16 protein-coding genes, 4 tRNA genes and 1 other RNA gene are annotated in these 20,745 nt (G+C 71.4%); 10 read left to right on the forward strand and 11 right to left on the reverse strand.

The features are described from left to right. Positions 1 to 70: 70 nt before the first annotated feature. Positions 71 to 856, reverse strand: coding sequence for a maleylpyruvate isomerase family mycothiol-dependent enzyme (locus BG418_RS17980; RefSeq protein WP_188274926.1), 786 nt, complete (start codon positions 854 to 856; stop codon positions 71 to 73). 10 nt (positions 857 to 866) lie between these two features. Continuing rightward, positions 867 to 1,550 carry a TetR/AcrR family transcriptional regulator gene (locus BG418_RS17985; RefSeq protein WP_188274927.1) on the reverse strand — a complete coding sequence of 228 codons (684 nt, stop codon included), beginning with the start codon at positions 1,548 to 1,550 and terminating at the stop codon, positions 867 to 869. A 191-nt stretch (positions 1,551 to 1,741) separates the two neighbouring features. Between BG418_RS17985 and BG418_RS17990 the strand changes: the two genes are divergently transcribed. Next, positions 1,742 to 3,190, forward strand: coding sequence for an MFS transporter (locus BG418_RS17990; protein WP_188274928.1), 1,449 nt, complete (start codon positions 1,742 to 1,744; stop codon positions 3,188 to 3,190). 255 nt (positions 3,191 to 3,445) lie between these two features. Here the strand turns inward: BG418_RS17990 and purL are convergent, their stop codons facing one another. Genes purL through purS form a run of 3 tightly spaced genes read right to left on the reverse strand, consistent with a single transcriptional unit; the run spans position 3,446 to position 6,620 of the window. Further along, positions 3,446 to 5,695, reverse strand: a complete 2,250-nt coding sequence (gene purL / locus BG418_RS17995; RefSeq protein ID WP_188274929.1) for a phosphoribosylformylglycinamidine synthase subunit PurL — start codon at positions 5,693 to 5,695, stop codon at positions 3,446 to 3,448. Then, positions 5,692 to 6,372, reverse strand: coding sequence for a phosphoribosylformylglycinamidine synthase subunit PurQ (purQ, locus tag BG418_RS18000; RefSeq protein ID WP_188274930.1), 681 nt, complete (start codon positions 6,370 to 6,372; stop codon positions 5,692 to 5,694). Before purQ ends, purL begins: the two co-directional genes overlap by 4 nt. Next, complete coding sequence (gene purS / locus BG418_RS18005; protein WP_067162360.1) at positions 6,369 to 6,620, reverse strand: phosphoribosylformylglycinamidine synthase subunit PurS; 252 nt, start codon at positions 6,618 to 6,620, stop codon at positions 6,369 to 6,371. Before purS ends, purQ begins: the two co-directional genes overlap by 4 nt. A 332-nt stretch (positions 6,621 to 6,952) precedes the next feature. Here purS and BG418_RS18010 point away from each other — a divergent pair, with 332 nt between their 5' ends. The 8 genes from BG418_RS18010 (at position 6,953) to BG418_RS18045 (ending at position 11,561) form a co-directional block, all read left to right on the forward strand. Further along, positions 6,953 to 7,270: an Lsr2 family protein gene (locus tag BG418_RS18010; protein WP_188274931.1), complete on the forward strand. Its 318-nt coding sequence runs from the start codon at positions 6,953 to 6,955 to the stop codon at positions 7,268 to 7,270. A gap of 166 nt (positions 7,271 to 7,436) precedes the next feature. Next, positions 7,437 to 7,508: transfer RNA gene (locus tag BG418_RS18015), tRNA-Gly, on the forward strand. A gap of 79 nt (positions 7,509 to 7,587) precedes the next feature. Beyond that, positions 7,588 to 7,660 (forward strand) — tRNA-Gly (locus tag BG418_RS18020). A 137-nt stretch (positions 7,661 to 7,797) separates the two neighbouring features. Then, positions 7,798 to 8,721, forward strand: a complete 924-nt coding sequence (locus BG418_RS18025) for an ABC transporter ATP-binding protein (protein WP_188274932.1) — start codon at positions 7,798 to 7,800, stop codon at positions 8,719 to 8,721. Then, positions 8,718 to 9,536: an ABC transporter permease gene (locus BG418_RS18030; RefSeq protein WP_188274933.1), complete on the forward strand. Its 819-nt coding sequence runs from the start codon at positions 8,718 to 8,720 to the stop codon at positions 9,534 to 9,536. The genes BG418_RS18025 and BG418_RS18030 overlap by 4 nt, the downstream gene beginning before the upstream one ends. 29 nt (positions 9,537 to 9,565) lie before the next feature. Further along, the gene (locus BG418_RS18035; protein ID WP_188274934.1) at positions 9,566 to 10,804 is read left to right on the forward strand and encodes a sensor histidine kinase; all 1,239 of its coding nucleotides are present in this window, start codon (positions 9,566 to 9,568) and stop codon (positions 10,802 to 10,804) included. After that, complete coding sequence (locus tag BG418_RS18040) at positions 10,801 to 11,466, forward strand: response regulator transcription factor (RefSeq protein WP_188274935.1); 666 nt, start codon at positions 10,801 to 10,803, stop codon at positions 11,464 to 11,466. The genes BG418_RS18035 and BG418_RS18040 overlap by 4 nt, the downstream gene beginning before the upstream one ends. Positions 11,467 to 11,488: 22 nt before the next feature. After that, positions 11,489 to 11,561: transfer RNA gene (locus BG418_RS18045), tRNA-Gly, on the forward strand. A gap of 51 nt (positions 11,562 to 11,612) precedes the next feature. Here the strand turns inward: BG418_RS18045 and BG418_RS18050 are convergent. The 6 genes from BG418_RS18050 to ffs form a co-directional block, all read right to left on the reverse strand. Next, positions 11,613 to 12,524 (reverse strand): phosphoribosylaminoimidazolesuccinocarboxamide synthase, encoded by a 912-nt coding sequence (locus tag BG418_RS18050; protein ID WP_188274936.1) that lies wholly within the window; start codon positions 12,522 to 12,524, stop codon positions 11,613 to 11,615. 97 nt (positions 12,525 to 12,621) lie between these two features. After that, positions 12,622 to 14,073 (reverse strand): N,N-dimethylformamidase beta subunit family domain-containing protein, encoded by a 1,452-nt coding sequence (locus tag BG418_RS18055; protein ID WP_188274937.1) that lies wholly within the window; start codon positions 14,071 to 14,073, stop codon positions 12,622 to 12,624. 376 nt (positions 14,074 to 14,449) lie between these two features. Then, positions 14,450 to 16,117, reverse strand: coding sequence for a hypothetical protein (locus tag BG418_RS18060; RefSeq protein ID WP_188274938.1), 1,668 nt, complete (start codon positions 16,115 to 16,117; stop codon positions 14,450 to 14,452). Positions 16,118 to 16,524: 407 nt separating this feature from the next. Next, positions 16,525 to 17,781, reverse strand: coding sequence for a phosphoribosylamine--glycine ligase (purD, locus tag BG418_RS18065; protein ID WP_188274939.1), 1,257 nt, complete (start codon positions 17,779 to 17,781; stop codon positions 16,525 to 16,527). 61 nt (positions 17,782 to 17,842) lie between these two features. Beyond that, a complete protein-coding gene (locus BG418_RS18070; RefSeq protein WP_188274940.1) occupies positions 17,843 to 20,125 on the reverse strand; it encodes a DNA polymerase III subunit gamma and tau in 2,283 nt (760 codons plus the stop codon). A 102-nt stretch (positions 20,126 to 20,227) separates the two neighbouring features. Next, positions 20,228 to 20,326: signal recognition particle sRNA small type (gene ffs, locus BG418_RS18075), an RNA gene on the reverse strand. A 71-nt stretch (positions 20,327 to 20,397) separates the two neighbouring features. Between ffs and BG418_RS18080 the strand changes: the two genes are divergently transcribed. After that, a tRNA-Ser gene (locus BG418_RS18080) sits at positions 20,398 to 20,485 on the forward strand. The last annotated feature ends 260 nt before the right edge of the window (positions 20,486 to 20,745 follow it).

Raw genomic sequence — 20,745 nt, forward strand, 5'->3', positions numbered from 1 at the left:
CTTGCCGTAGTCGTATGAATTCGGGGGTACGGGGGTGACGGCGGCCCGCGCTTCCGTTGGAGCCACGCGCTCAGGACATCAGCGGAAGCAGTCCCGAAAGGTCCGCGCGCTCGCCGCTCGCCGACACCTGGGCCGCATCCAGAGCCGCCGCCCATTCCGTACGGCCGGTGGCGAGCCGGAGCCAGGTGAGCGGGTCGGTCTCGACGACATTCGGCGGCGTGCCCCGGGTGTGTTTCGGCCCCTCGACGCACTGGACCACCGCGTACGGCGGCACCCTGACCTCGACCGAGCCGCCCGGGGCCTTCGCCGCGAGCGCGTCGGCGAGGAGCCGGGTGCAGGCGGCGAGCGCCTGGCGGTCGTACGGGATGTCGAGCCCGGGCACGGCGTCGTTCAAGTCGTCGGTGCGGACGCAGAGTTCCACGGTCCGGGTGACCATGGCGTCGCCGAGGGTCATGACGGCACCCGGCCGCGGAAGGACCGGGACCAGCCGGCTGTCCGGCGCGGCCGGGAGCCGCGCCTCGATCCGCTCGGCCACGTCGGCGTACAACGCGTCCAGATCCGGCAGCTCGGCGGCGTACTCCCGAGGGCCTGTCAGATCCGCGAACGGCCAGTCCAGCAGGGCGAGTTCACGCTTGGCGGGCTCGTCCTCGGCGAGGGCGCGTACGACGGTGTCCAGGGTCAGGGCGGCGTGCGCGGCGAGGTCGCGGACCGTCCTGCCGTCGATCCGGGTGGGCCGGGCCAGCTGGTCGGGGGTGAGGGTGCGGACCGCGTCCCGTACGTGGGCGAACTGGGCGAGCACCGCCGCGCGGGTCTTCGCCGGGTCGTAGCTGCGGGTGCGCTTCTTGGCCGGAGGCATGATCGAGAGCTTAAGCGGGCGCCTCGGCCTTGGTCGCGTAGTCGCCGAGGCCGTGCTCGACGAGGTCGAAGGCCTCGATCGCGAGGCGGACGGCGTCCGGGGCGATCGCGTCGGCCGGGTCGCCGAGGAGCAGCCGTCGGTAGTTCTCGCTGATCAGCGTCGCGCGTACAGCCATCAGCTGGGCCGCCGCGACCCGGGCCATGACCTGGTCGCCGGTCTCCTCGGCCAGCACTTCCGCCACCAGGTCGGAGCTGCGGACGAGGGCGGCGTGGGCGCGGGTGAGCAGGACGGGCGTCTCCATGATCAGCCGCAGCAGCTGGAGCACCAGCGGTGTGTCGCTCATCCCGATGGAGGGGTCGCGCTCGTCCACGGACCGCAGATAGTGGCGGCGCATGGCCTGGACGGCGGACTCGCCCGGGGCGCGGTCGCGCACCGTACGGGCGGCGTCGTGGATGTGCTCCTCCACCGGCCGGAGCGCCAAGTCCTCTTTGTTCCCGAAGTGGTTGAAGACGGTCATCTTCGACACCTCGGCCGCCTCGGCGATCTCGGCGACGGAGACCTTGTCGTATCCGCGTTCCGTGAAGAGCTCGATGGCGACGCCCATCAGCCGCAGCTGGGTCTGGAGCTTCTTGCGCTCGCGCAGCCCCATGCCCGTGCCGTTGCCGCCGCCGGTCTGCTCGTTCGTCTCCACCATGAGGCCAATGTACCAGGATGAATATTTGGTCAGGCATAAAAGTTGACTCGGTACAGATCGATGAGTCATCGTTGAGCCACGACGACGGCAGGACCCGCTGCCCCGGAGGGGGAATCACCATGTCCAGAACCTTGAGCACACCCATGCCAAAAGTGGCTGAAGCGCCCGTAGTTGAGGCTCCGGCACCGGCCATGTCGGAGGGGCGGACGCGGATCGCCTTCGGCCTCTGCCTGGTGACGATCCTGCTGGCCGTGCTCGATATGAACATCGTGTCGGCGGCGACCGTGCCGATCGTCCGCGACCTCGACCCGGTTCACGGCATGGACAGGATCCCGTGGCTGATCAGCTCGTTCGCGCTCGCCTCGGCGGCCGTACTGCCGCTGTACGGGAAGCTGTGCGACACGATCGGCGCGAAGAAGGTCTTCGTGGGCGCGCTGAGCGCGTTCCTGCTCGGCTCGGCGCTGTGCGGGGCCGCCCAGTCCATGGGCGAGCTGATCGCGGCGCGGGCGCTGCAAGGCGTCGGCGGCGGTGGCCTGATGAGCGTGACGATGGTCGTACTCGCCCAGCTCAACGGCTCGGGCGGCGGCTCCGGCCGGGGCAAGGGCGGCAGCATCGGCGGGATCGTGGCCGGTGCGGGCATGGCGCTCGGCCCATGGCTCGGCGGCACGCTCGCCGACCATGCGAGCTGGCGCTGGATCTTCTACGTGAACCTGCCGGTCGGGCTCGCGGTGCTGGCCGGGGCAGTGGTGGTGCTCCGCCTCCCGGTCACACCCGTACGCCACCGGATCGACTTCCTCGGCGCGGTGCTCGCGGCGGCCTTCTCGACGTCGTTGCTGCTGGTCACGGAGTGGGGCGGCAAGGACTACGCGTGGACCTCGCCCATGATTGTTGGGCTTGCGGTGGCGAGCATGGCGACGCTGGCGCTGTTCCTGCGCCGCCAGGCCACGGCGGCCGAACCGATCCTGCCGCTCTCGATGTTCAAGGTCCCGGCGCTCCGGCTCGGCTTCGTGATCCAGGGGCTCGTGGGCGCGGCGATGATGGGCACGCTGGTGTACGTGATGATCTACCTCCAGGTCGTCCGGGGCGTCGAGGCCACGTCGGCCGGGCTGTATCTGATCCCCATGGCGCTCGGTATGACCGCGGTCGGCTTCGGGTCGGAGCGGCTGGCGGGGCGGGGTTGGTCGCAGAAGACGTTCGTGCAGACCGGAACGGTGCTGTCGGCCGTCGCCCTCGGCCTGCTCGCCACGACGGGCGTGTCCACGTCACTGTGGGCCGTGCGGGGTGAACTCCTGCTCATGGGCGCGGGGTTCGGCCTGCTCATCGGCCAGCTGATCCAGATCGTGCAGTCGGCTGCGCCGGCGCGGCAGTTGGGTGTGGCGACGACCGGTGTCCGCTTCTTCCAGACGCTGGGGAACGCGTTGGGGGCGGCGGTGTTCGGGACGGTGCTGAGCCGGGTGTACGCGTCGGAAGGTCCCGGCGGCTCGACGTCGACGATCCGCACGCTGACCGGTGCGGCCCACTCGTCGGGCCTGCAGGCCCTGACGACGGGGATGGATGTGGTGTTCGTCGGGGCGGCGGGGGTGATGGTGGTGGCGGCGATCCTGTCAACGCGCCTGCCGTCCCGGACACCGGGGGTTTGATCCCCCACCCCGCCCCTTCCCGGCTGTGACATTTGCGGCTCCGCCGCGTGGCCTGGGCGGGCGGCCGGGCGCTTCGTCTGCGGATCGTGCTGGGTTGCTCACGCAGTTCCCCGCGCCCCTAAGGAGGGCCCGAAGGGCCCATTTAAGGGGCGCGGGGAACTGCGCGACCAGCCCCCACCGGCGGCCAGGCGAACGTTTCAGCCCCCGGCAGGGTTTAGGGAAGGGGCGGGGTGGGGGCAACACCCCGCCGGGCGCCTACGCCAGCAGCGACGGGATCGTGGCCTCGTGGGCCGACCGCAGCTCGTCCAGCGGCACGTCGAACTCGCCCTGGACCTCCACCGACGTACCGTCCACCACACCGATCCGCGCAGCCGGCAGGCCCCGCGCACCGCACATGTCCGTGAACCGGAGCTCCTCGCTGCGCGGGACAGCCACGACCGCCCGGCCCGCCGACTCGGAGAAGAGGAAGGTGAAGGCGGAGAGGCCATCCGGCACAACAAGACGCGCGCCGTGTCCGCCGCGCAGGCAGGACTCGACCACGGCCTGCACCAACCCACCGTCCGACAGGTCGTGCGCCGCGTCGATCATCCCGTCCCGCGACGCCGAGATCAGGATCTCGCCGAGCAGCTTCTCCCGGTCCAGGTCGACCCGGGGCGGCAGACCGCCGAGGTGGTCGTGGATCACCTGGGACCACGCCGAGCCGCCGAACTCCTCACGCGTGTCGCCCAGGAGGTACAGCAGCTGCCCCTCCTTCGCGAACGCGATCGGCGTACGACGCGTGACGTCGTCGATCACACCGAGGACCGCGACGACCGGCGTCGGGTGGATGGCGGTGTCACCGGTCTGGTTGTAGAGCGACACGTTGCCGCCGGTCACCGGGGTGCCGAGCTGGAGGCAGCCGTCCGCCAGACCACGCGTGGCCTCCGCGAACTGCCACATCACGTCCGGGTCCTCGGGCGAACCGAAGTTCAGGCAGTCCGAGATCGCCAGGGGCTTCGCGCCCGACGCGGCCACGTTCCGGTACGCCTCCGCCAGCGCCAACTGCGCACCCGCGTACGGGTCGAGCTTCGCGTACCGGCCGTTGCCGTCCGTCGCCATCGCGACCCCGAGGTTCGACTCCTCGTCGATGCGGACCATGCCCGCGTCCTCGGGCTGCGCGAGCACCGTGTTGCCCTGCACGAACCGGTCGTACTGGTCCGTGATCCAGGACTTGGACGCCTGGTTCGGGGAGCTGACCAGGCGAAGGACCTGCGCCCGGAGCTCCTCCGGCGTCGACGGCCGCGGCAGCCTGCCCGCGTCGTCGGCCTGGAGCGCGTCCTGCCAGGACGGACGGGCGTACGGACGCTCGTACACCGGACCCTCGTGGGCCACGGTCCGCGGCGGTACGTCCACGATCTGCTCGCCGTGCCAGAAGATCTCCAGCCGCTCGCCGTCGGTCACCTCACCGATGACGGTGGCGATGACGTCCCACTTCTCGCAGATCTCCATGAACCGCTCGACGTACTGCGGCTCGACGACCGCGCACATCCGCTCCTGCGACTCGCTCATGAGGATTTCCTCGGGCGAGAGCGTCGCGTCGCGCAGCGGGACCGTGTCCAGCTCCACGCGCATGCCGCCCGAGCCCGCCGACGCCAGCTCCGAGGTCGCGCAGGACAGGCCAGCGCCACCCAGGTCCTGGATGCCCGCGACCAGCTTCTCCTTGAAGATCTCCAGGGTGCACTCGATGAGGAGCTTCTCCTGGAAGGGGTCGCCGACCTGGACCGCGGGCCGCTTGGCCGGACCCGTCGACTCGAAGGTCTCCGAGGCCAGGACCGAGACACCGCCGATGCCGTCGCCGCCCGTGCGGGCGCCGTACAGGATCACCTTGTTGCCGGGGCCGGACGCCTTCGCGAGGTGGATGTCCTCGTGCTTCATCACGCCGATGCAGCCGGCGTTGACCAGCGGGTTGCCCTGGTAGCACTCGTCGAAGACGACCTCGCCGCCGATGTTCGGCAGGCCGAGGCAGTTGCCGTAGCCGCCGATGCCCGCGACCACGCCCGGCAGGACGCGCTTGGTGTCGGGGTGCTCGGCCGCGCCGAAGCGCAGCGGGTCGACGACCGCGACCGGGCGCGCGCCCATCGCCAGGATGTCGCGGACGATGCCGCCGACACCGGTGGCCGCGCCCTGGTAGGGCTCGATGTACGAGGGGTGGTTGTGCGACTCGACCTTGAAGGTGACCGCGTAACCCTGGCCGACATCGACGACGCCCGCGTTCTCGCCGATCCCGACGAGCATCGCGTCGTTCTCGGGGACCTTCTCGCCGAACTGCCGCAGATGGACCTTGCTGCTCTTGTACGAGCAGTGCTCGGACCACATCACGGAGTACATGGCGAGCTCGGCGCCGGTGGGGCGGCGGCCCAGGATCTCGCGGATCCGGGCGTACTCGTCCTCCTTGAGGCCGAGCTCCTTCCAGGGCTGCTCGACGTCGGGCGACTCGGCGGCGTGCTTGACGGTGTCGAGGCTCATGCGTTGACCAGCTTCTTCAGGATCGAGGTGAAGAATCCGAGGCCGTCGGTACGGCCCGTACCGATCAGCGGCTCCACGGCGTGCTCGGGGTGCGGCATCAGGCCGACGACGTTGCCGGCGGCGTTGGTGATGCCCGCGATGTCGCGCAGCGAGCCGTTCGGGTTGTAGTCGAGGTAGCGGAAGGCGACGCGGCCCTCCGCCTCCAGCTCGTCGAGCGTGCGCTCGTCGGCCACGTACCGGCCGTCCATGTTCTTGAGCGGGATCTCGATCTCCTGCCCGGCCGTGTAGTCGGCCGTCCAGGCGGTCCCGTTCGTCTCCACCCGCAGCTTCTGCTCGCGGCAGATGAAGTGCAGATGGTTGTTGCGGAGCATGGCGCCCGGCAGCAGGTGCGACTCGGTGAGGATCTGGAAGCCGTTGCAGATGCCGAGGACCGGCATGCCGGCCTTCGCCTGCTCGATGATCGTCTCCATCACCGGCGAGAAGCGGGAGATGGCTCCGGCCCGCAGGTAGTCGCCGTAGGAGAAGCCCCCGGCCAGGACCACCGCGTCGACCTGCTTGAGGTCCTTGTCGCGGTGCCAGAGCGAGACCGGCTCGGCGCCGGCGATCCGCACGGCGCGCAGGCTGTCCCGGTCGTCCAGCGTCCCGGGGAAGGTGACAACGCCGATACGAGCAGTCACTTGGACTCCTCGACCTTCACGGTGAAGTCCTCGATGACGGTGTTGGCGAGAAACGTTTCAGCCATCTCGTGGATGCGGGCGAGGGCGGCCTCGTCGAGGGGCCCTTCCACATCGAGCTCGAAACGCTTCCCCTGGCGGACGTCCGCGATCCCCTCGAAGCCGAGACGGGGCAGTGCACGCTGCACCGCCTGTCCCTGCGGGTCGAGGATCTCCGGCTTGAGCATGACGTCGACTACGACGCGTGCCACTGGCACTCCCGTGGTGGTGTGGTGCGAAGGCGGTTCCCTCAGAGTACCCGGCCGGAAAATCTACGCGAGTAGATATCGAGTGCGTCCGATCACGTTCCGGTTTCGGCCCCGACAACACGTGGGAAAAATCCCGGGAAAAACGGTCCACGCACATTGCGATCGGACACGCTGGTGCAATTGGCTGGGCTTCACAATGCAATGCCTGCGGCTGTACAAAGGTTTCTCGGGGGAAACCCGAGAGAAACAGCGTTGCTCCAAAACCGCCGGAAGGCCGGGATCGCCGCACGTCAGACACGTGGGGAACGGTGAACCGTAGGAAGGAACCGATATCCGTGGCTCAGCGCGTAGTGGTCACGCTCTCCGACGACATCGACGGCGGAGAAGCGGCGGAAACAGTCACGTTCGGCCTGGACGGGAAGGCCTACGAGATCGATCTCAATCTCGCCAATGCGAAGAAACTGCGTAAGGAACTTGCGCCGTACGTGAAGGCCGGACGCAAGCAGTCCAGGTCCGGCAAGGCGTTCAAGCACACCTTCGTCGCCCCCGATCCGGCGGCGGTCCGCGCCTGGGCCCGGTCGAACAGCATGGAGGTGCCGGCCCGGGGACGCATCCCCAAGAAGGTCTACGAGGCGTTCAGCGCGGCCGGCTGAGGCTGACCGAGGGGTCCGGCACGACCGGCCGGGCCCCGGGCGGCGTCCGGGGCCGGGGCCCCGGACTGGTGGCCCCGGCAGCCGAGTTGCATTGCACCCGGGGTGATCAGCTAGAGTCTGGAACACGCCGAGGGGCAAGGCCGAGAGGCCCGGTCCACCGGAGCGTGCGGGTGTAGTTCAGTAGCAGAACATCCCCCTTCCAGGGGGAAGGCGCAGTGTGCAATTCCTGTCACCCGCTCTGCATCGCTTACCGACCACTGTTGTGGATCAGGTACAGTGGTGTTCGCAACCGCAGGTGAGAGCCGAGCGGCAGCAATGCGGACGTGGCTCAGTTGGTAGAGCATCACCTTGCCAAGGTGAGGGTCGCGAGTTCGAATCTCGTCGTCCGCTCAGTGAAAGAAGCCCCTGGTCTTGTGACCAGGGGCTTCTTCGTGTGCGCGGCAGATGGAACCCCTTCTGACATTTGTCATGAGGAGCGGTGACAGCCCGCACTGCCCGCCGCCCCGATCCGGCGGAACGCTGGACGCATGGCAGATGTGATCGAGGTCGAGGAGCTGCGGCGTACCTACGCCGGGGGCTTCGAGGCCGTTTGCGGAATCTCCTTCTCGGTGGCGCCCGGCGAGCTCTTCGCGCTGCTCGGCACGAACGGCGCGGGCAAGACCTCCACCGTCGAACTCCTCGAAGGGCTCGCCGCCCCGAGCGCCGGCACCGTACGGGTGCTCGGCCACGACCCGTACACCGAGCGCGCCTCCGTGCGCCCCCGCACCGGCGTCATGCTCCAGGAGGGCGGCTTCCCGTCGGAGCTGACGGTGGCCGAGACGGCACGGATGTGGGCGGGATGCACCACCGGCGCCCGGCCGGTCGGGGAAGCGCTGGAGCTCGTCGGGCTGACCCGGCGGGCCGACGTACGTGTGAAGCAGTTGTCCGGCGGTGAGAAGCGGCGGCTCGATCTCGCGCTCGCCCTGCTGGCCCGGCCCGAGGTGCTGTTCCTCGACGAGCCGACCACCGGCCTGGACGCGGAGGGGCGCCACGACACCTGGGAACTCGTCCGCGACCTGCGCGACTCGGGGACCACGGTCCTGCTGACCACCCACTATCTGGAAGAGGCCGAGGCGCTGGCCGAGCGGCTCGCGATCCTGCACGAGGGGCGCATCGCGGCCGCCGGGCGCGTCGACGAGGTGGTCGCCGCCCAGCCGTCCCACATCTCCTTCGAGCTGCCCGACGGCTACCACCTCGGCGACCTCCCGCCGCTCGCCCGGCTCGGGGTGAGCAGCCACGAGTGCGAGGGCCGGACCGTACGGCTGAAGACCACCGAACTCCAGCACGCCGCCACCGGGCTGCTGCTGTGGGCCCGGGACAGCCGGGTCGAGCTGCGCGGCCTCGATGTGCGCTCGGCCTCCCTGGAGGAAGCCTTCCTGCACATCGCCCGGGAACAGGAGTCGAGCCGATGACCACAACAGACGTCGTACGTACGGATTTTGACGTTTCGTCATCCGCTTCCGTCGGCACCGCCGCATCCCGTATGAAAGCGCTCGCCCGCGCCGAGCTCACGCTCTTCGGCCGCAACAAGTCGGCCCTGTTCACCGCGCTCCTGTTGCCCGCCATGCTCACCTTCTCGATGAGTTCAGCCGTACGCGGGATGGACCTCAAGGGCACCGGGCTGAGCGTCGGCACGGTGCTGCTGCCCGGGTCGCTCGGCTATGTGCTGCTGTTCGCGGTCTATTCGGCGCTGGTCGGCGTCTTCGTCGTACGCCGGGAGGAGTTGGTCCTCAAGCGGCTGCGGACCGGTGAGCTGCGGGATCAGGAGATTCTGGCCGGGGCCTCGTTGCCCGCCGTGCTGCTCGCCCTTGCTCAGTGCGTGCTGCTCGCGGCGGGGTGCAGTGCGGTGATGGACGTCGGGGCGCCGCGTGCGGTGTGGCTGGCGGTCGTCGGGCTCGGGCTCGGGATGGCGCTGATGGTCGTGCTCGCGGCGGCCACGGCTGCCCTCACCCGCAGTGCGGAGGGCGCGCAGATCTCGGTGATGCCGATGCTGCTCGCCTCGATGGCGGGTTCCGGCATGGTGGTTCCGCTGGACGTCATGCCGGACGCGGTGGCCCGCGTCTGCGAACTCCTGCCGCTCACCCCGGTGATCGAGCTCATCCGGGGCGGCTGGACCGGCGACCTGAGCGCGTACAAGGTGCTCGGCCTGCTGGCGACGGCGGTGGCCTGGATGCTGCTGGGCGTGTTTGCTGTACGGAAGTGGTTCCGCTGGGAGCCACGGCGCTGAACAGGGGAGATGACGGGGTGCTCGGGCGGATGGGTCGCGTGCGCGACTGGCGGCGACGCTGGCGGGAGCGCAGCAGGCTCCAGAAGATGGACCTCTACTCGCGCACCACGCTGAAGGTGCTGCTCTGGTTCTTCCTGGTCAGCTGGGGCGTGCTGCCGAACATCGCGGCCGGCCCCCGCAGCACCGGCGTCACCGCCCTGAGCGCGGCGCTGCTCGTGGTGAACATCGCGCAGTGCGTCCTCGGCGCCCGCCTGATCGACCCGGCGTTCGACGACTACCTCGGCCACGTCGACTTCCCCCGGCGGCGTCTGGTGGCCCCGGCCGTCCTGCTGGCCGTCGGCACGGCGCTGGCGGGGGCGCTCGCCGCCCTGGACACCAAGAGCGTGTTCCCGCTGCTGCTGATGAACCTGCCGATCGCGGTGGCGGTCCCGTACGCGCTGATCGTGCCGATCCGCACGTATCTGCTGCACTGCCTGGCGTACGCGGTGCTCACGACCGGCGTCTTCGCGGCGGCGGGGGTGCGGGGCGGCCCGCTCCTCGCGCCCACGCCGATCGTGCTGGCGATGGGCGCCCTGATGCTGCCGACGGTGCGGCCCGGCGCGTGGGGGCTGCGCAACATGTGGCAGACCGAGGAGGCCAAGGACATCCAGGCGCGGCTCGCCGTCGCCGAGGAACGCCTGCGCTTCGGCCGGGACATGCACGACGTGCTCGGCCGCAACCTCGCGGTCATCGCCCTCAAGAGCGAGCTGGCCGTGGAGTTGGCCGAGCGCGGGCGCCCGGAGGCGGTGGCCCAGATGGTCGAGGTGCAGCGCATCGCGCGCGAATCGCAGCGGGAGGTACGGGAGTTGGTGCGCGGCTACCGCGAGGCGGACCTCGCGGTCGAACTCGATGGCGCCCGGGGCGTGTTGGAGGCCGCCGGGATCGGCTGTACTGTCTCGGGCCCGGCCGACGGCCTGCCCGCCGGGGTGCAGTCGGCGCTCGGCTGGGTGGTGCGCGAGGCGACCACCAATGTGCTGCGGCACGGCAACGCGCGCTCGTGTGCGATCCAGCTGGCGACCGCCGACGCGGTGGTCACGCTCGTCGTCGAGAACGACGGCGTCCCCGACCGCGCCCCCGCCGCCCCCGGCTCGGGCCTCGCGGGCCTGCGCGAACGGCTCGCCCCGATGGGCGGCACGCTGGAGACCGCCCGCCCGGGCGACCGCTTCCGGCTGACGGTGACCGTACCGCTGCGGAGTGTGGCGGAGCTGGGCGAGGAGGTGTCCGTATGAACGAGTCGGAGGCCGGGCTTGAGGCTGGGGCCGCGCCTGCGTCCGAGTCCGCGCGGCCCGTGCGGGTCCTGCTCGCCGACGACGAGCATCTGATCCGGGGCGCGCTCGCCGCGCTGCTCGGCCTGGAGGACGATCTGACCGTCGTCGCCGAGGCCGCATCCGGGCCCGAGGCGCTGGCGATGGCGCGGGCGCACCGCCCCGATGTCGCGGTCCTCGATCTGCAGATGCCGGGCGCGGACGGTGTGAGTGTCGCCACATCTCTGCGGGCCGAACTCCCCGGCTGCCGCACCATGATCGTGACGAGCCACGGCCGGCCCGGCCACCTCAAGCGGGCGCTCGCGGCCGGGGTGCGTGGCTTCGTGCCGAAGACGGTGAGCGCGCGCGGACTCGCGGAGATCATCAGGTCCGTACATGCGGGAAACCGTTATGTGGACCCGGAGTTGGCGGCCGACGCGATCTCCGCCGGGGACTCCCCGCTGACCGTCCGCGAGGCGGAAGTCCTGGAGCTCGCGGCCGACGGGGCGCCGGTCGCGGAGATCGCCGAGCGGGCCGGACTGTCGCAGGGGACGGTCCGGAACTACCTCTCCTCGGCGGCCTCGAAGCTGGGCGCCGAGAACCGTCACACGGCGGTGCGTCTCGCCCGCCGTCGGGGTTGGGTATAGTTAGCTGCGCGCTACGGCGCATGCGGACGTGGCTCAGTTGGTAGAGCATCACCTTGCCAAGGTGAGGGTCGCGAGTTCGAATCTCGTCGTCCGCTCAGCGAAAGAAGCCCCCGGTCGGTTCTCCGACCGGGGGCTTCTTCGTGCGCTCAGCTCCAGCTGGTGCCGGTCAGCTGCTCGTACGCCTCGATGTACTTGGCGCGGGTGGCGTCGACGACCTGCTGCGGGAGCGGGGGCGGCGGCTGCTCGGAGTGGCGGTCCCAGCCGGACTCGGCCGAGGTGAGCCAGTCGCGGACGAACTGCTTGTCGTACGACGGCTGCGCGCGGCCCGGCTCCCAGGTCTCCGCGGGCCAGAAGCGCGAGGAGTCGGGGGTGAGGACCTCGTCGGCCAGCACCAGGCGGTCCTCGCCGTCGACGGTCTCGAAGCCGAACTCGAACTTGGTGTCCGCGAGGATGATCCCCCGGTCGCGGGCGATGTCCCGGGCGCGGCCGTACACGGCGAGCGTCGTCTGGCGCAGCAGGGCCGCGGTCTCCGCGCCGACCTGGCGGGCGACTTCCTCGTACGAGACGTTCTCGTCGTGGTCGCCGACGGCGGCCTTGGTGGCGGGCGTGAAGATCGGCGCGGGCAGCTCGGAGCCGTTGCTCAGCCCCTCGGGCAGCGCGAGCCCGCAGACCGTACGCGACTCGTCGTACTCAAGGAGCCCGGAGCCGGTGAGGTAGCCGCGCGCCACGCACTCGACCGGGACCATCCGCAGCGACTTGCAGACCAGGGTGCGCCCGGCCCAGTCGGCGGGGGCGCCCTCGGGCAGCTCGCTGGAGATGACGTGGTGCGGAACGATGTCCGCGAGCAGATCGAACCACCAGAGCGAGAGCTGGGTGAGCACCCGGCCCTTGTCGGGGATCTCGGTGGGGAGCACCCAGTCGTACGCGGACATACGGTCGCTGGCGACCATGATCAGGTCACCGGCCTCGTTCTGATAGAGGTCCCGCACCTTGCCCGTGTGGAGGTGGGTCAGGCCCGGGACCTGAATCGGCTCGGGCTTTTCTACAAATCCGGACACGGTTCCTCCGCGTAGATTGATCCAGGAGCGCTTCCGATTCTCTCGCACGCGACGAGTACCCCGGACACGCGCCTGGTCGCGCGCCCCTGCTCTTGGCTCAGTCCCGCTTGCAGATCCGGTCCAGCAGGTTGGCGGTGGCGCGCTGGACGCGGGCGTCGGTGTGGCCGGGGCGGTCCAGGGCCGGGGACCAGGCGAAGGTGCCGGAGGCGAAGACGAGGGCGCCGGAGGGCGCGCGGTAGAGCGAGGTCTCCTGGTGCCGGGTCGCGCCCTCGCTGTCGCGGTACGGGGAGTGGGCGAGCAGGATGCGGTCCTGGTGCTCGGGGAGCGCGGTGCGCGGGTAGTACCGGTCGGCCTCGCCCGCCACGAGCCCGGCGATCTCGTCGCCCTCGTTGGCGCCGGTGGCCTCCCAGAGCCAGTGCTTGGCGTTGCGTACGACGAGCGGGGACGGTTCGGGGACGCGGCCCGCGTACTGGATGCCGAGCAACTGCTGCTCGGGACGGGCGACTTCGCGCCACAGCGCGGGCTTTCCCGGGACGCGCCGCTTGCGGCAGGTCAGCAGCCGGTCCGGGACGCCGGAGGCCGAGGGCGCGAGATCGACCTGCCAGTACAGGGTGTTGGCCGACAGGAAGACGAGCGAGGTGCCGCTCTCGCGGGCGAGCTCGACGGTGCGGCGCATGGGGGCCGACCAGTACTCGTCGTGGCCCGGGAAGACGAGGCCCCGGTAGCGGGTCGGATCGATGCGCCCGGCGTGCAGGTCGCGGGCGTCGGCGTACGCGAGGTCGTATCCGTACCGCTCGGCCCACCGGATGAAGTCGTACGCGTGCCCCACGTGCAGGGGCAGTCCCGCGCCCGCGTACGGCCGGTCGAAGGAGACCGTGATGGCCGCGTCCTCCTCGCCGAGCAGCCGCCCGTGCGCGTCCCACGCGTGGTAGAGCGAGGCACCGGTGCGCCCGTCCTCGGGGAAGAGGTTGTAGGCCTGCCAGGTGATGTCGGGGAGCAGGAGCAGCAGATCGGCCGGATGGCTGTCGCGGACGGTGAAGGGGATGTGCGAGCGGTATCCGTCGAGGGTGGTCAGTACGGCCACGTACGCGCCGATGGAGGCGTACGAGGGCACCTGGTAGCGCCAGGAGAGCCACCAGTGGTGGCAGGAGACGGTGCGGTCGGCGGCGAGGGGGGCGGGCTGCACGATCCCGGCGAGCCGGGGAGAGGTGGCGATCTTGGCGGCCCCATCGCCGCCGTAATGCCCGATCCGATAGATATCCACGGAGAACTGCTGAGGCGGATCGACGGTGATGTGGAAGTCGATGGCCTCGCCGGGGGCGACGGCGCCGGTGGAGGCGAACCCCTTGATCTGCTGCCGTACGTCGTCGGCGGTACGGGGCCCGGAGGAGCCGGGCCGGGCCTCGACGTACCAGGGCACCACGTGCCCGGTGTCGTCGAAGTAGTGCTCCCCGCCGCGCAGCCACGGCAGCGGGCCCTGGCCGAAGGGATCCGAGACGGCGTGCGCGAGGGCTCCCGACTCCCACCGCCGAATCTGCTCCGCCCCCATGCCACTTCCCTCCCTCTCCCCCGACACCACATCGACCGCACGCATACGTCATATGACGCCCGGCCGTTCAACGACCGGTCTCCAGCACATCACATAACGCACGCACTCCGTCACCGTTCGTCGCGAATTGACGTGAACGGAACGGGTAGTTCCGGTACGGGGCGGGGGGCTACCGCGTGCAGTGGTTCGACTGCGGGCCGTCGTGGGCTGGTCGCGCAGTTCCCCGCGCCCCTAACAGGTGCGGCCACAGAGCGGGGTGCAGGGGCCGCAGGCCCCGCAACGGGGTCCGGGGGCGTAGCCCCCGGGAAAACTCCCCCTCCCCCCTTCACCCCCACCCACCCCCGGAGGGTTTAGGGAAGGGGCGGGGAGGGGCGCGTCACACCAGTCGTACCGGCTTCTCCGGGCGGACGCCCACCCCCACCAGCCACCGCCGGAGCGGCTCCGCGTCGCCCTCCTCCAGGAGCGTCAGGACCCGCGAGGACAGGTCGCCCCGGCGCTCGCCGTCCACGAGCAGCGCGGGGCCGTCCAGCCAGTCGAGCCCCGGCGACGCCCCCGCCGTGTCGACCGCCGCGCAGCACACCATCGCGGTGACGTGGTCGGCAAGGAGCTCGCGCCCGGTCCGGGGCGGCTGCAGAGGGAACAGCGGGACGCAGTCGCCCCACTCCTCCATCGTCGGCCGAGGCGGCGAAGAGGCGTCCTCGACGGCCACCTCCGCCTCGATCCCCACCGCCAGCGCCTCCCCGTCCTGCCCGGCCAGATGCTCCAGGACCCGCGCCAGCGTCGGCGCGACCGGCTCACCGCCGGGCCCCGCCCCGGCCCCGTCCAGCTCGTCCATCCCGTCGAGCACGCGGTGCAGCCGGGCCGCCTCCGCACGCCACTTCCGGTCGACGACTTCCTCGGGATAGTGCTGCCAGTCCACCGGCGACCAGTCGGGCCCGGGCTCGGCCGGACCGCCGTGGAACAGCCGGGCGGCGAGCAGCGAGGCCGCCTCGTCGGCGGCGCCCGGCTCCTCCAGCAGATCGCACGCGGGCCGCTCCCCGAGCCGGGACGCGAACCCCTCCGCCAGCCGGTCCCGCCGGGACAGCTCGGTCAGCGCCGACACCACGCCGGCGTCGAGCCGGGACGGCCACCGCCCCATCCGCCAGGCGGGCAGCGCCACCCGCGTGAGCAGCCGGTCCCAGCCCGCATAGGCGAGCCCGACCTGCTCCTGGGCGACGATCCGCAGCCCGTAGTCGACGGTCTGCGCCCGCTCGGACGCGGCGGCCGCGACCCCGCGCTCCATCTCGGCGGCATGCGTACGGCAGCCGCGCAGCAGCAGCCGGGCGATCGGCCCGACGAACCCGAGCAGCACCCGCCGCACCCGCCCGACACCGGACCCGCTGGTCACCGCGACGGCCGCGTCCAGCCCCCGTACGAACCGGCGGGCCGAGGCTATGTCGGGGTGCGCGGACGGCCCCGTACCGGCCACGACGGGCGCGAGGATGGCCCGCAGTTCACCGACCCGCATCCACCACAGGAACGGCGACCCGATGACGAGAACGGGCGCGTCGTCACTGCGGCGACGTATGCCCCGCGCGCCGACATCTCCCCGCATACCGAGGGCGCCGCGGCCACTTCGTACGGAGTGCGCCGGATGCGTACGGTCCTCAAGCCAGCTGTCGCAGTCCGGCGTGAGGGCTATCGCGGAGGGCGCGGGCACGTCGAGCCGGTCGGCCAGGTCCCGCACCAGCCGGTACAGATCCGGCGCGGACGATTCGGCGAGGTCGACCGTCGGGGAGAGCGCGGGTCTCGCCCGTACGATCACGGCCGCGACCGCGGCGGCGGCCAGCAGCACGGCGACCGCCGCACCCGTCACCGCCCAGCGCGCCGTGTCCCAGCCCCGGCCGTCGATGCGGCCCTGCGCGCCCGCGACGAGCAGCACGACGGCGACCGCCGCCGGCAGCAGAGCCACGGCCAGCGCCCGGCTGCGCACCCGCAGCACGGCCAGCGCCCGCGAGCGCGCCGACCGCGCGCCCGCCTCACCACCCATCCCGGAACCGGACACGGCCGGACGTCACCCCCTCTGCACTGCGTCGGCGTTGCTCACTCCCCCACTGTGGCACCCCCCACTGACATCGCAATGCCGGTGACCCAAGTGCCGGACCGCTCCCGCCGCACCCTAGTTGCGCCCCCGCCACGCGTCATCCGGATGGCCGAGCCGTCACCCGATGGAATGGCTTTGGGGTGGGGTTCGCCCCGCGCCGAGGAGCCGGATCCGCAGACAATCCCGCGCAGCGGCCGCCCCTCCCCCCTCGGTTGTGGGCAGGCGTTCCGCACGGCTGGGGGTCCCCCCTGCTCCTTAAGAGCTTGGGGGAGGGTGGGCACAGGGCCCACGGTCCGCAGACGAAACGGGTCCGGGGCGCAGCCCCGACAAGGGCCGCGCCCCGGACCAGGGCACGAGGAATCAGGCGGTCACGCCTGCAAGTCCGCCGCCTTCAGCGCGATGTCGCTCCGGTGCTGCGCCCCGTCGAGCCGGATACGCGCAACCGCCGCATACGCCCGCTCCCGCGCCTCCGCCAAGTCCGCACCCGTCGCAGTGACCGAAAGAACCCGTCCGCCCGCGCTCACGACCGCGTCCCCCTCGCGCCGAGTACCGGCGTGCAGTACGTACGCATGCGGCGCATCCAGGGCCGCGACCTCGTCCAGGCCCGTGATCGGGTCGCCGGTCCGGGGCGTACCGGGGTAGTTGTGCGACGCCACGACGACCGTGACCGCCGCGTCGTCCCGCCAGGCGAGCGGCGGCTCGGAATCCAGCGTTCCGTTGGCCGAGTTGAGCAGCACGCGCGCGAGGGGCGTCTTCAGCCGGGCGAGGACGACCTGCGTCTCGGGGTCGCCGAAGCGCGCGTTGAACTCGATGACCCGCACCCCGCGCGAGGTGATCGCGAGCCCCGCGTACAGCAGGCCGGAGAACGGCGTGCCCCGGTGGCGCAGTTCGTCGACGGTCGGCTGGAGCACGCTCGCCATGACCTCGTCGACGAGCTTGGGGTCGGCCCACGGCAGCGGCGAATACGCGCCCATGCCACCGGTGTTGGGGCCCTCGTCGCCGTCGAGCGCGCGCTTGAAGTCCTGCGCGGGCTGGAGCGGCAGCACGGTCACGCCGTCCGTGATCGCGAAGAGCGAGACCTCGGGGCCGTCGAGGAACTCCTCGATGACCACCCGGTCGCAGGCGAGCGCGTGCGCGCGGGCCACCTCGACGTCCTCGGTGACGACGACGCCCTTGCCGGCCGCGAGACCGTCGTCCTTGACGACGTACGGCGCGCCGAACGCGTCCAGCGCCTCGTCGATCTCGGCGGGGGTCGTACAGACGTAGCTGCGGGCGGTCGGCACACCGGCGGCGGCCATGACGTCCTTCGCGAACGCCTTCGAGCCCTCCAGCTGCGCGGCCTCGCCGGAGGGGCCGAAGCAGGGGATGCCCGCGGCCCGTACGGCGTCGGCGACCCCGGCGACCAGCGGCGCCTCGGGCCCGACGACGACCAGGTCGGCCGCGAGGCCGGTGGCGAGCCGGGCGACGGCCTCGCCGTCCAGCTGGTCCACGGGGTGGAGTTCGGCGACCTCCGCGATCCCGGCGTTGCCGGGGGCGCAGTGCAGCGCCGTCACGTCGGGGTCGAGGGACAGGGAACGGCACAGGGCGTGCTCGCGGGCGCCGCCGCCGATGACAAGGACCTTCACGGCAGCCAGCCTAGCCTCCGTGGCGGATTCTCCCTCGTACGGGTCACCGAACCCCGTACCGCTACTCGTTCGTATATTCCTCCACCACCGTCGCACCGAGCTCGCGCACGATCAGGTCGTGACCGGAGAGCGCGTTGTCGACGAGGTCCGGATCGTCATCCTCCGGAATGTCGTCCTCCGGCCGCACGGGGGGCGCTTCGTGCGTGACGGGGGCGGGCTGGGGGGGCTGGTTCCGTACGGGTGCGGAGGCCTGCGGCGACTGCTGTACGGGGGTGGGGGCGGCCGGGGTGGAGGGCTGGGGCGGGGCGGGGGCCTGGGCCTGGGGCACTCCGGGGTTGTTGAAGCCGCCGGGGTTGCTGTTGCCGCCTCCACCGAAGTTGCCGGGGCCGCTCGGGCTCGGGGATCCACCGAAACCGCCGCCGCCACCGGACCCGCCGCCGAAGTTGCCCGCGGCGGCCGGGGGCTGGGAGCCGCCCGACGGGTCGATGATCGCCTCGACCTTCCACTGCACGCCGAACCGCTCGCCGAGCACCCCGCGCAGCACTTCCTCGCTGCCGCTGCTCGCGAAGTTGTCACGGGCGCCCGCGTTGATGAACCCGAGTTGCAGGGTGGTGCCGTCGAATCCGGCCACCTGCGCGTTCTGACTCAGCAGGATCCAGGTGAAGCGGCGCTTGTTCTTCACGGCCTCCAGGATGTCCGGCCACATGTTGCGTACGTGGACGGCGCTGCCCGGGGACGCGGCACCGGCGGCCGGGGCGGGCGCGGCGGCGGGAGCCGGCTGCTCGGGGGCCGACGGCTGCCCCGGGGTGGACGCGGAGGGCCAGGCACCGGCGGCGGGAGCGGCGGCCTGTGCGGCTTGGGCGGACGACCCGGGCCAGGCGCCCGGACGCTGACCGCCACCCTGACCGGGCGCGGCGGCACCGGGCCACGCACCGGGGGCGGGCGCCTCCGGGGCGACGGGAGCGGGCACCTGGGGCGCAGCGACCGGGGCAACCGGGGCTGTCTGCGCGACCGGCACGGAGGCGGCCGGGGCAGGGGCGGGGGCGCCGCCGCGAGCAGCAGCCCGAGCAGCCTCGGCACCACCGGTCCCACCCTGCACGACGGGCGCGGGCGGCATGGGCGGATGGGCGTCCGCCCCCGGCACGTAACCCATCGCGGGTCCAGCGGCGGCGGGAGCCTGGAAGTTGGCGCCACGCTCCAGCCGGTCGAGCCGGGACTGGATCGAACGCTCGTCGTCGTACGCGGCCGGAAGCAGCACGCGCGCGCAGATCAGCTCCAGCTGGAGCCGGGGCGAGGTGGCCCCGCGCATCTCGGTCAGCCCCGTATTGACGAGGTCGGCGGCCCGGCTGAGCTCGGCGGCGCCGAACACCGAGGCCTGCGCCTGCATCCGCTCGACGACGTCGGCGGGCGCGTCGATGAGGCCCTTCTCCCCCGCGTCCGGGACTGCGGCGAGGATCACCAGGTCCCGTAGCCGTTCCAGCAGGTCGGCGACGAAGCGTCGGGGGTCGTTGCCGCCCTCGATGACCCGGTCCACGACCTCGAAGGCGGCGGCGCCGTCCCCGGAGGCGAAGGCGTCAACCACGGAGTCGAGAAGTGACCCGTCCGTGTAGCCGAGGAGAGAAGTGGCCATGGCGTACGTCACACCGTCGTCGGCGGCACCGGCGAGGAGCTGGTCCATGACGGACATGGAGTCACGCACGGACCCGGCCCCGGCGCGTACGACGAGCGGCAGCACGCCGTCCTCGACCGGGATCCCCTCCCGCCCACAGACCTCACCCAGGTACTCGCGCAAAGTCCCAGGCGGCACAAGCCGGAAGGGATAGTGATGAGTCCTGGACCGAATGGTCCCGATGACCTTCTCGGGCTCGGTGGTGGCGAAGATGAACTTCAGATGCTCCGGCGGCTCCTCGACGACCTTCAGCAGGGCGTTGAACCCCGCCGAGGTGACCATGTGGGCCTCGTCGATGATGTAGATCTTGTAGCGGCTGCTGGCGGGACCGAAGAAGGCCTTCTCGCGCAGCTCACGGGCGTCGTCCACGCCACCGTGCGAGGCGGCGTCGATCTCGATGACGTCGATGGACCCCGGCCCGTTGCGCGCGAGGTCCTGGCAGGACTGGCACTCACCGCACGGAGTCGGCGTCGGCCCCTGCTCACAGTTCAGGCACCGGGCGAGGATGCGCGCGCTGGTCGTCTTTCCACATCCGCGCGGCCCACTGAACAGGTACGCGTGATTGACCCGGTTGTTCCGCAGCGCCTGCTGCAGCGGGTCGGTGACATGCTCCTGCCCGATGACCTCGGCGAAGGACTCCGGGCGGTAGCGGCGGTACAGCGCAAGGGACGACACACCTACGAGGTTATCGGGACACACTGACAACCGGCCCCGCCGCAGCCACCCGGCGGCGCCAGGCGAACCCGGGCCCGCCCCGAAAAGCGCTTCCGCCCCGTAAACGCAAGCGCCCCCCACGCACCCGCCAGAGCCGACCTACCCTTGCTGCCTTCCGGCCCTGGGGGAGTTCAGTCAGATAGCGCCACGTGAGGGGCTCCGCACAGGGTACCCGATCCCGGCGGGGGGAACGAGTTCGCGAGCACCCCTCAGCGTCTTGTATTGTTTGCCGCGGAGGATTCGCCTAGTGGCCTAGGGCGCACGCTTGGAAAGCGTGTTGGGGGCAACCCCTCACGAGTTCGAATCTCGTATCCTCCGCCAGTGCCTCACCGGGCACGATGTCGATGGGCCCCACCGCTTGCGGTGGGGCCCATCGACGTATGCGGTGGCTGTCTTTGGGCAAGAGGGGTCGTGAGGAGGCGCATGAGGTCGCTCCCTCGGACCTCCGGCGCGCGATGGACCGTCTACGCGGTGGCACTCCGCTCCCAGCATGACGGTCACGTCGTACTCGCGAGGAGCACGGCCTTCCCTGGCCTGGGCCGCTTGTATCGGGAAGACGACGGGAGCCCGCTCTACGAGGC

Source organism: Streptomyces sp. CBMA152, assembly GCF_014596475.1.
Taxonomy (GTDB): Bacteria; Actinomycetota; Actinomycetes; order Streptomycetales; family Streptomycetaceae; genus Streptomyces.

Bases quoted from the DNA above. Each gene is read 5' to 3' on its own strand.
- BG418_RS17980 (WP_188274926.1), bottom strand. From the start codon at position 856: ATGCCTCCGGCCAAGAAGCGCACCCGCAGCTACGACCCGGCGAAGACC.
- BG418_RS17985 (WP_188274927.1), bottom strand. From the start codon at position 1,550: ATGGTGGAGACGAACGAGCAGACCGGCGGCGGCAACGGCACGGGCATG.
- BG418_RS17990 (WP_188274928.1), top strand. From the start codon at position 1,742: ATGTCGGAGGGGCGGACGCGGATCGCCTTCGGCCTCTGCCTGGTGACG.
- purL (WP_188274929.1), bottom strand. From the start codon at position 5,695: ATGAGCCTCGACACCGTCAAGCACGCCGCCGAGTCGCCCGACGTCGAG.
- BG418_RS18025 (WP_188274932.1), top strand. From the start codon at position 7,798: ATGGCAGATGTGATCGAGGTCGAGGAGCTGCGGCGTACCTACGCCGGG.
- BG418_RS18030 (WP_188274933.1), top strand. From the start codon at position 8,718: ATGACCACAACAGACGTCGTACGTACGGATTTTGACGTTTCGTCATCC.
- BG418_RS18035 (WP_188274934.1), top strand. From the start codon at position 9,566: ATGGGTCGCGTGCGCGACTGGCGGCGACGCTGGCGGGAGCGCAGCAGG.
- BG418_RS18040 (WP_188274935.1), top strand. From the start codon at position 10,801: ATGAACGAGTCGGAGGCCGGGCTTGAGGCTGGGGCCGCGCCTGCGTCC.
- BG418_RS18055 (WP_188274937.1), bottom strand. From the start codon at position 14,073: ATGGGGGCGGAGCAGATTCGGCGGTGGGAGTCGGGAGCCCTCGCGCAC.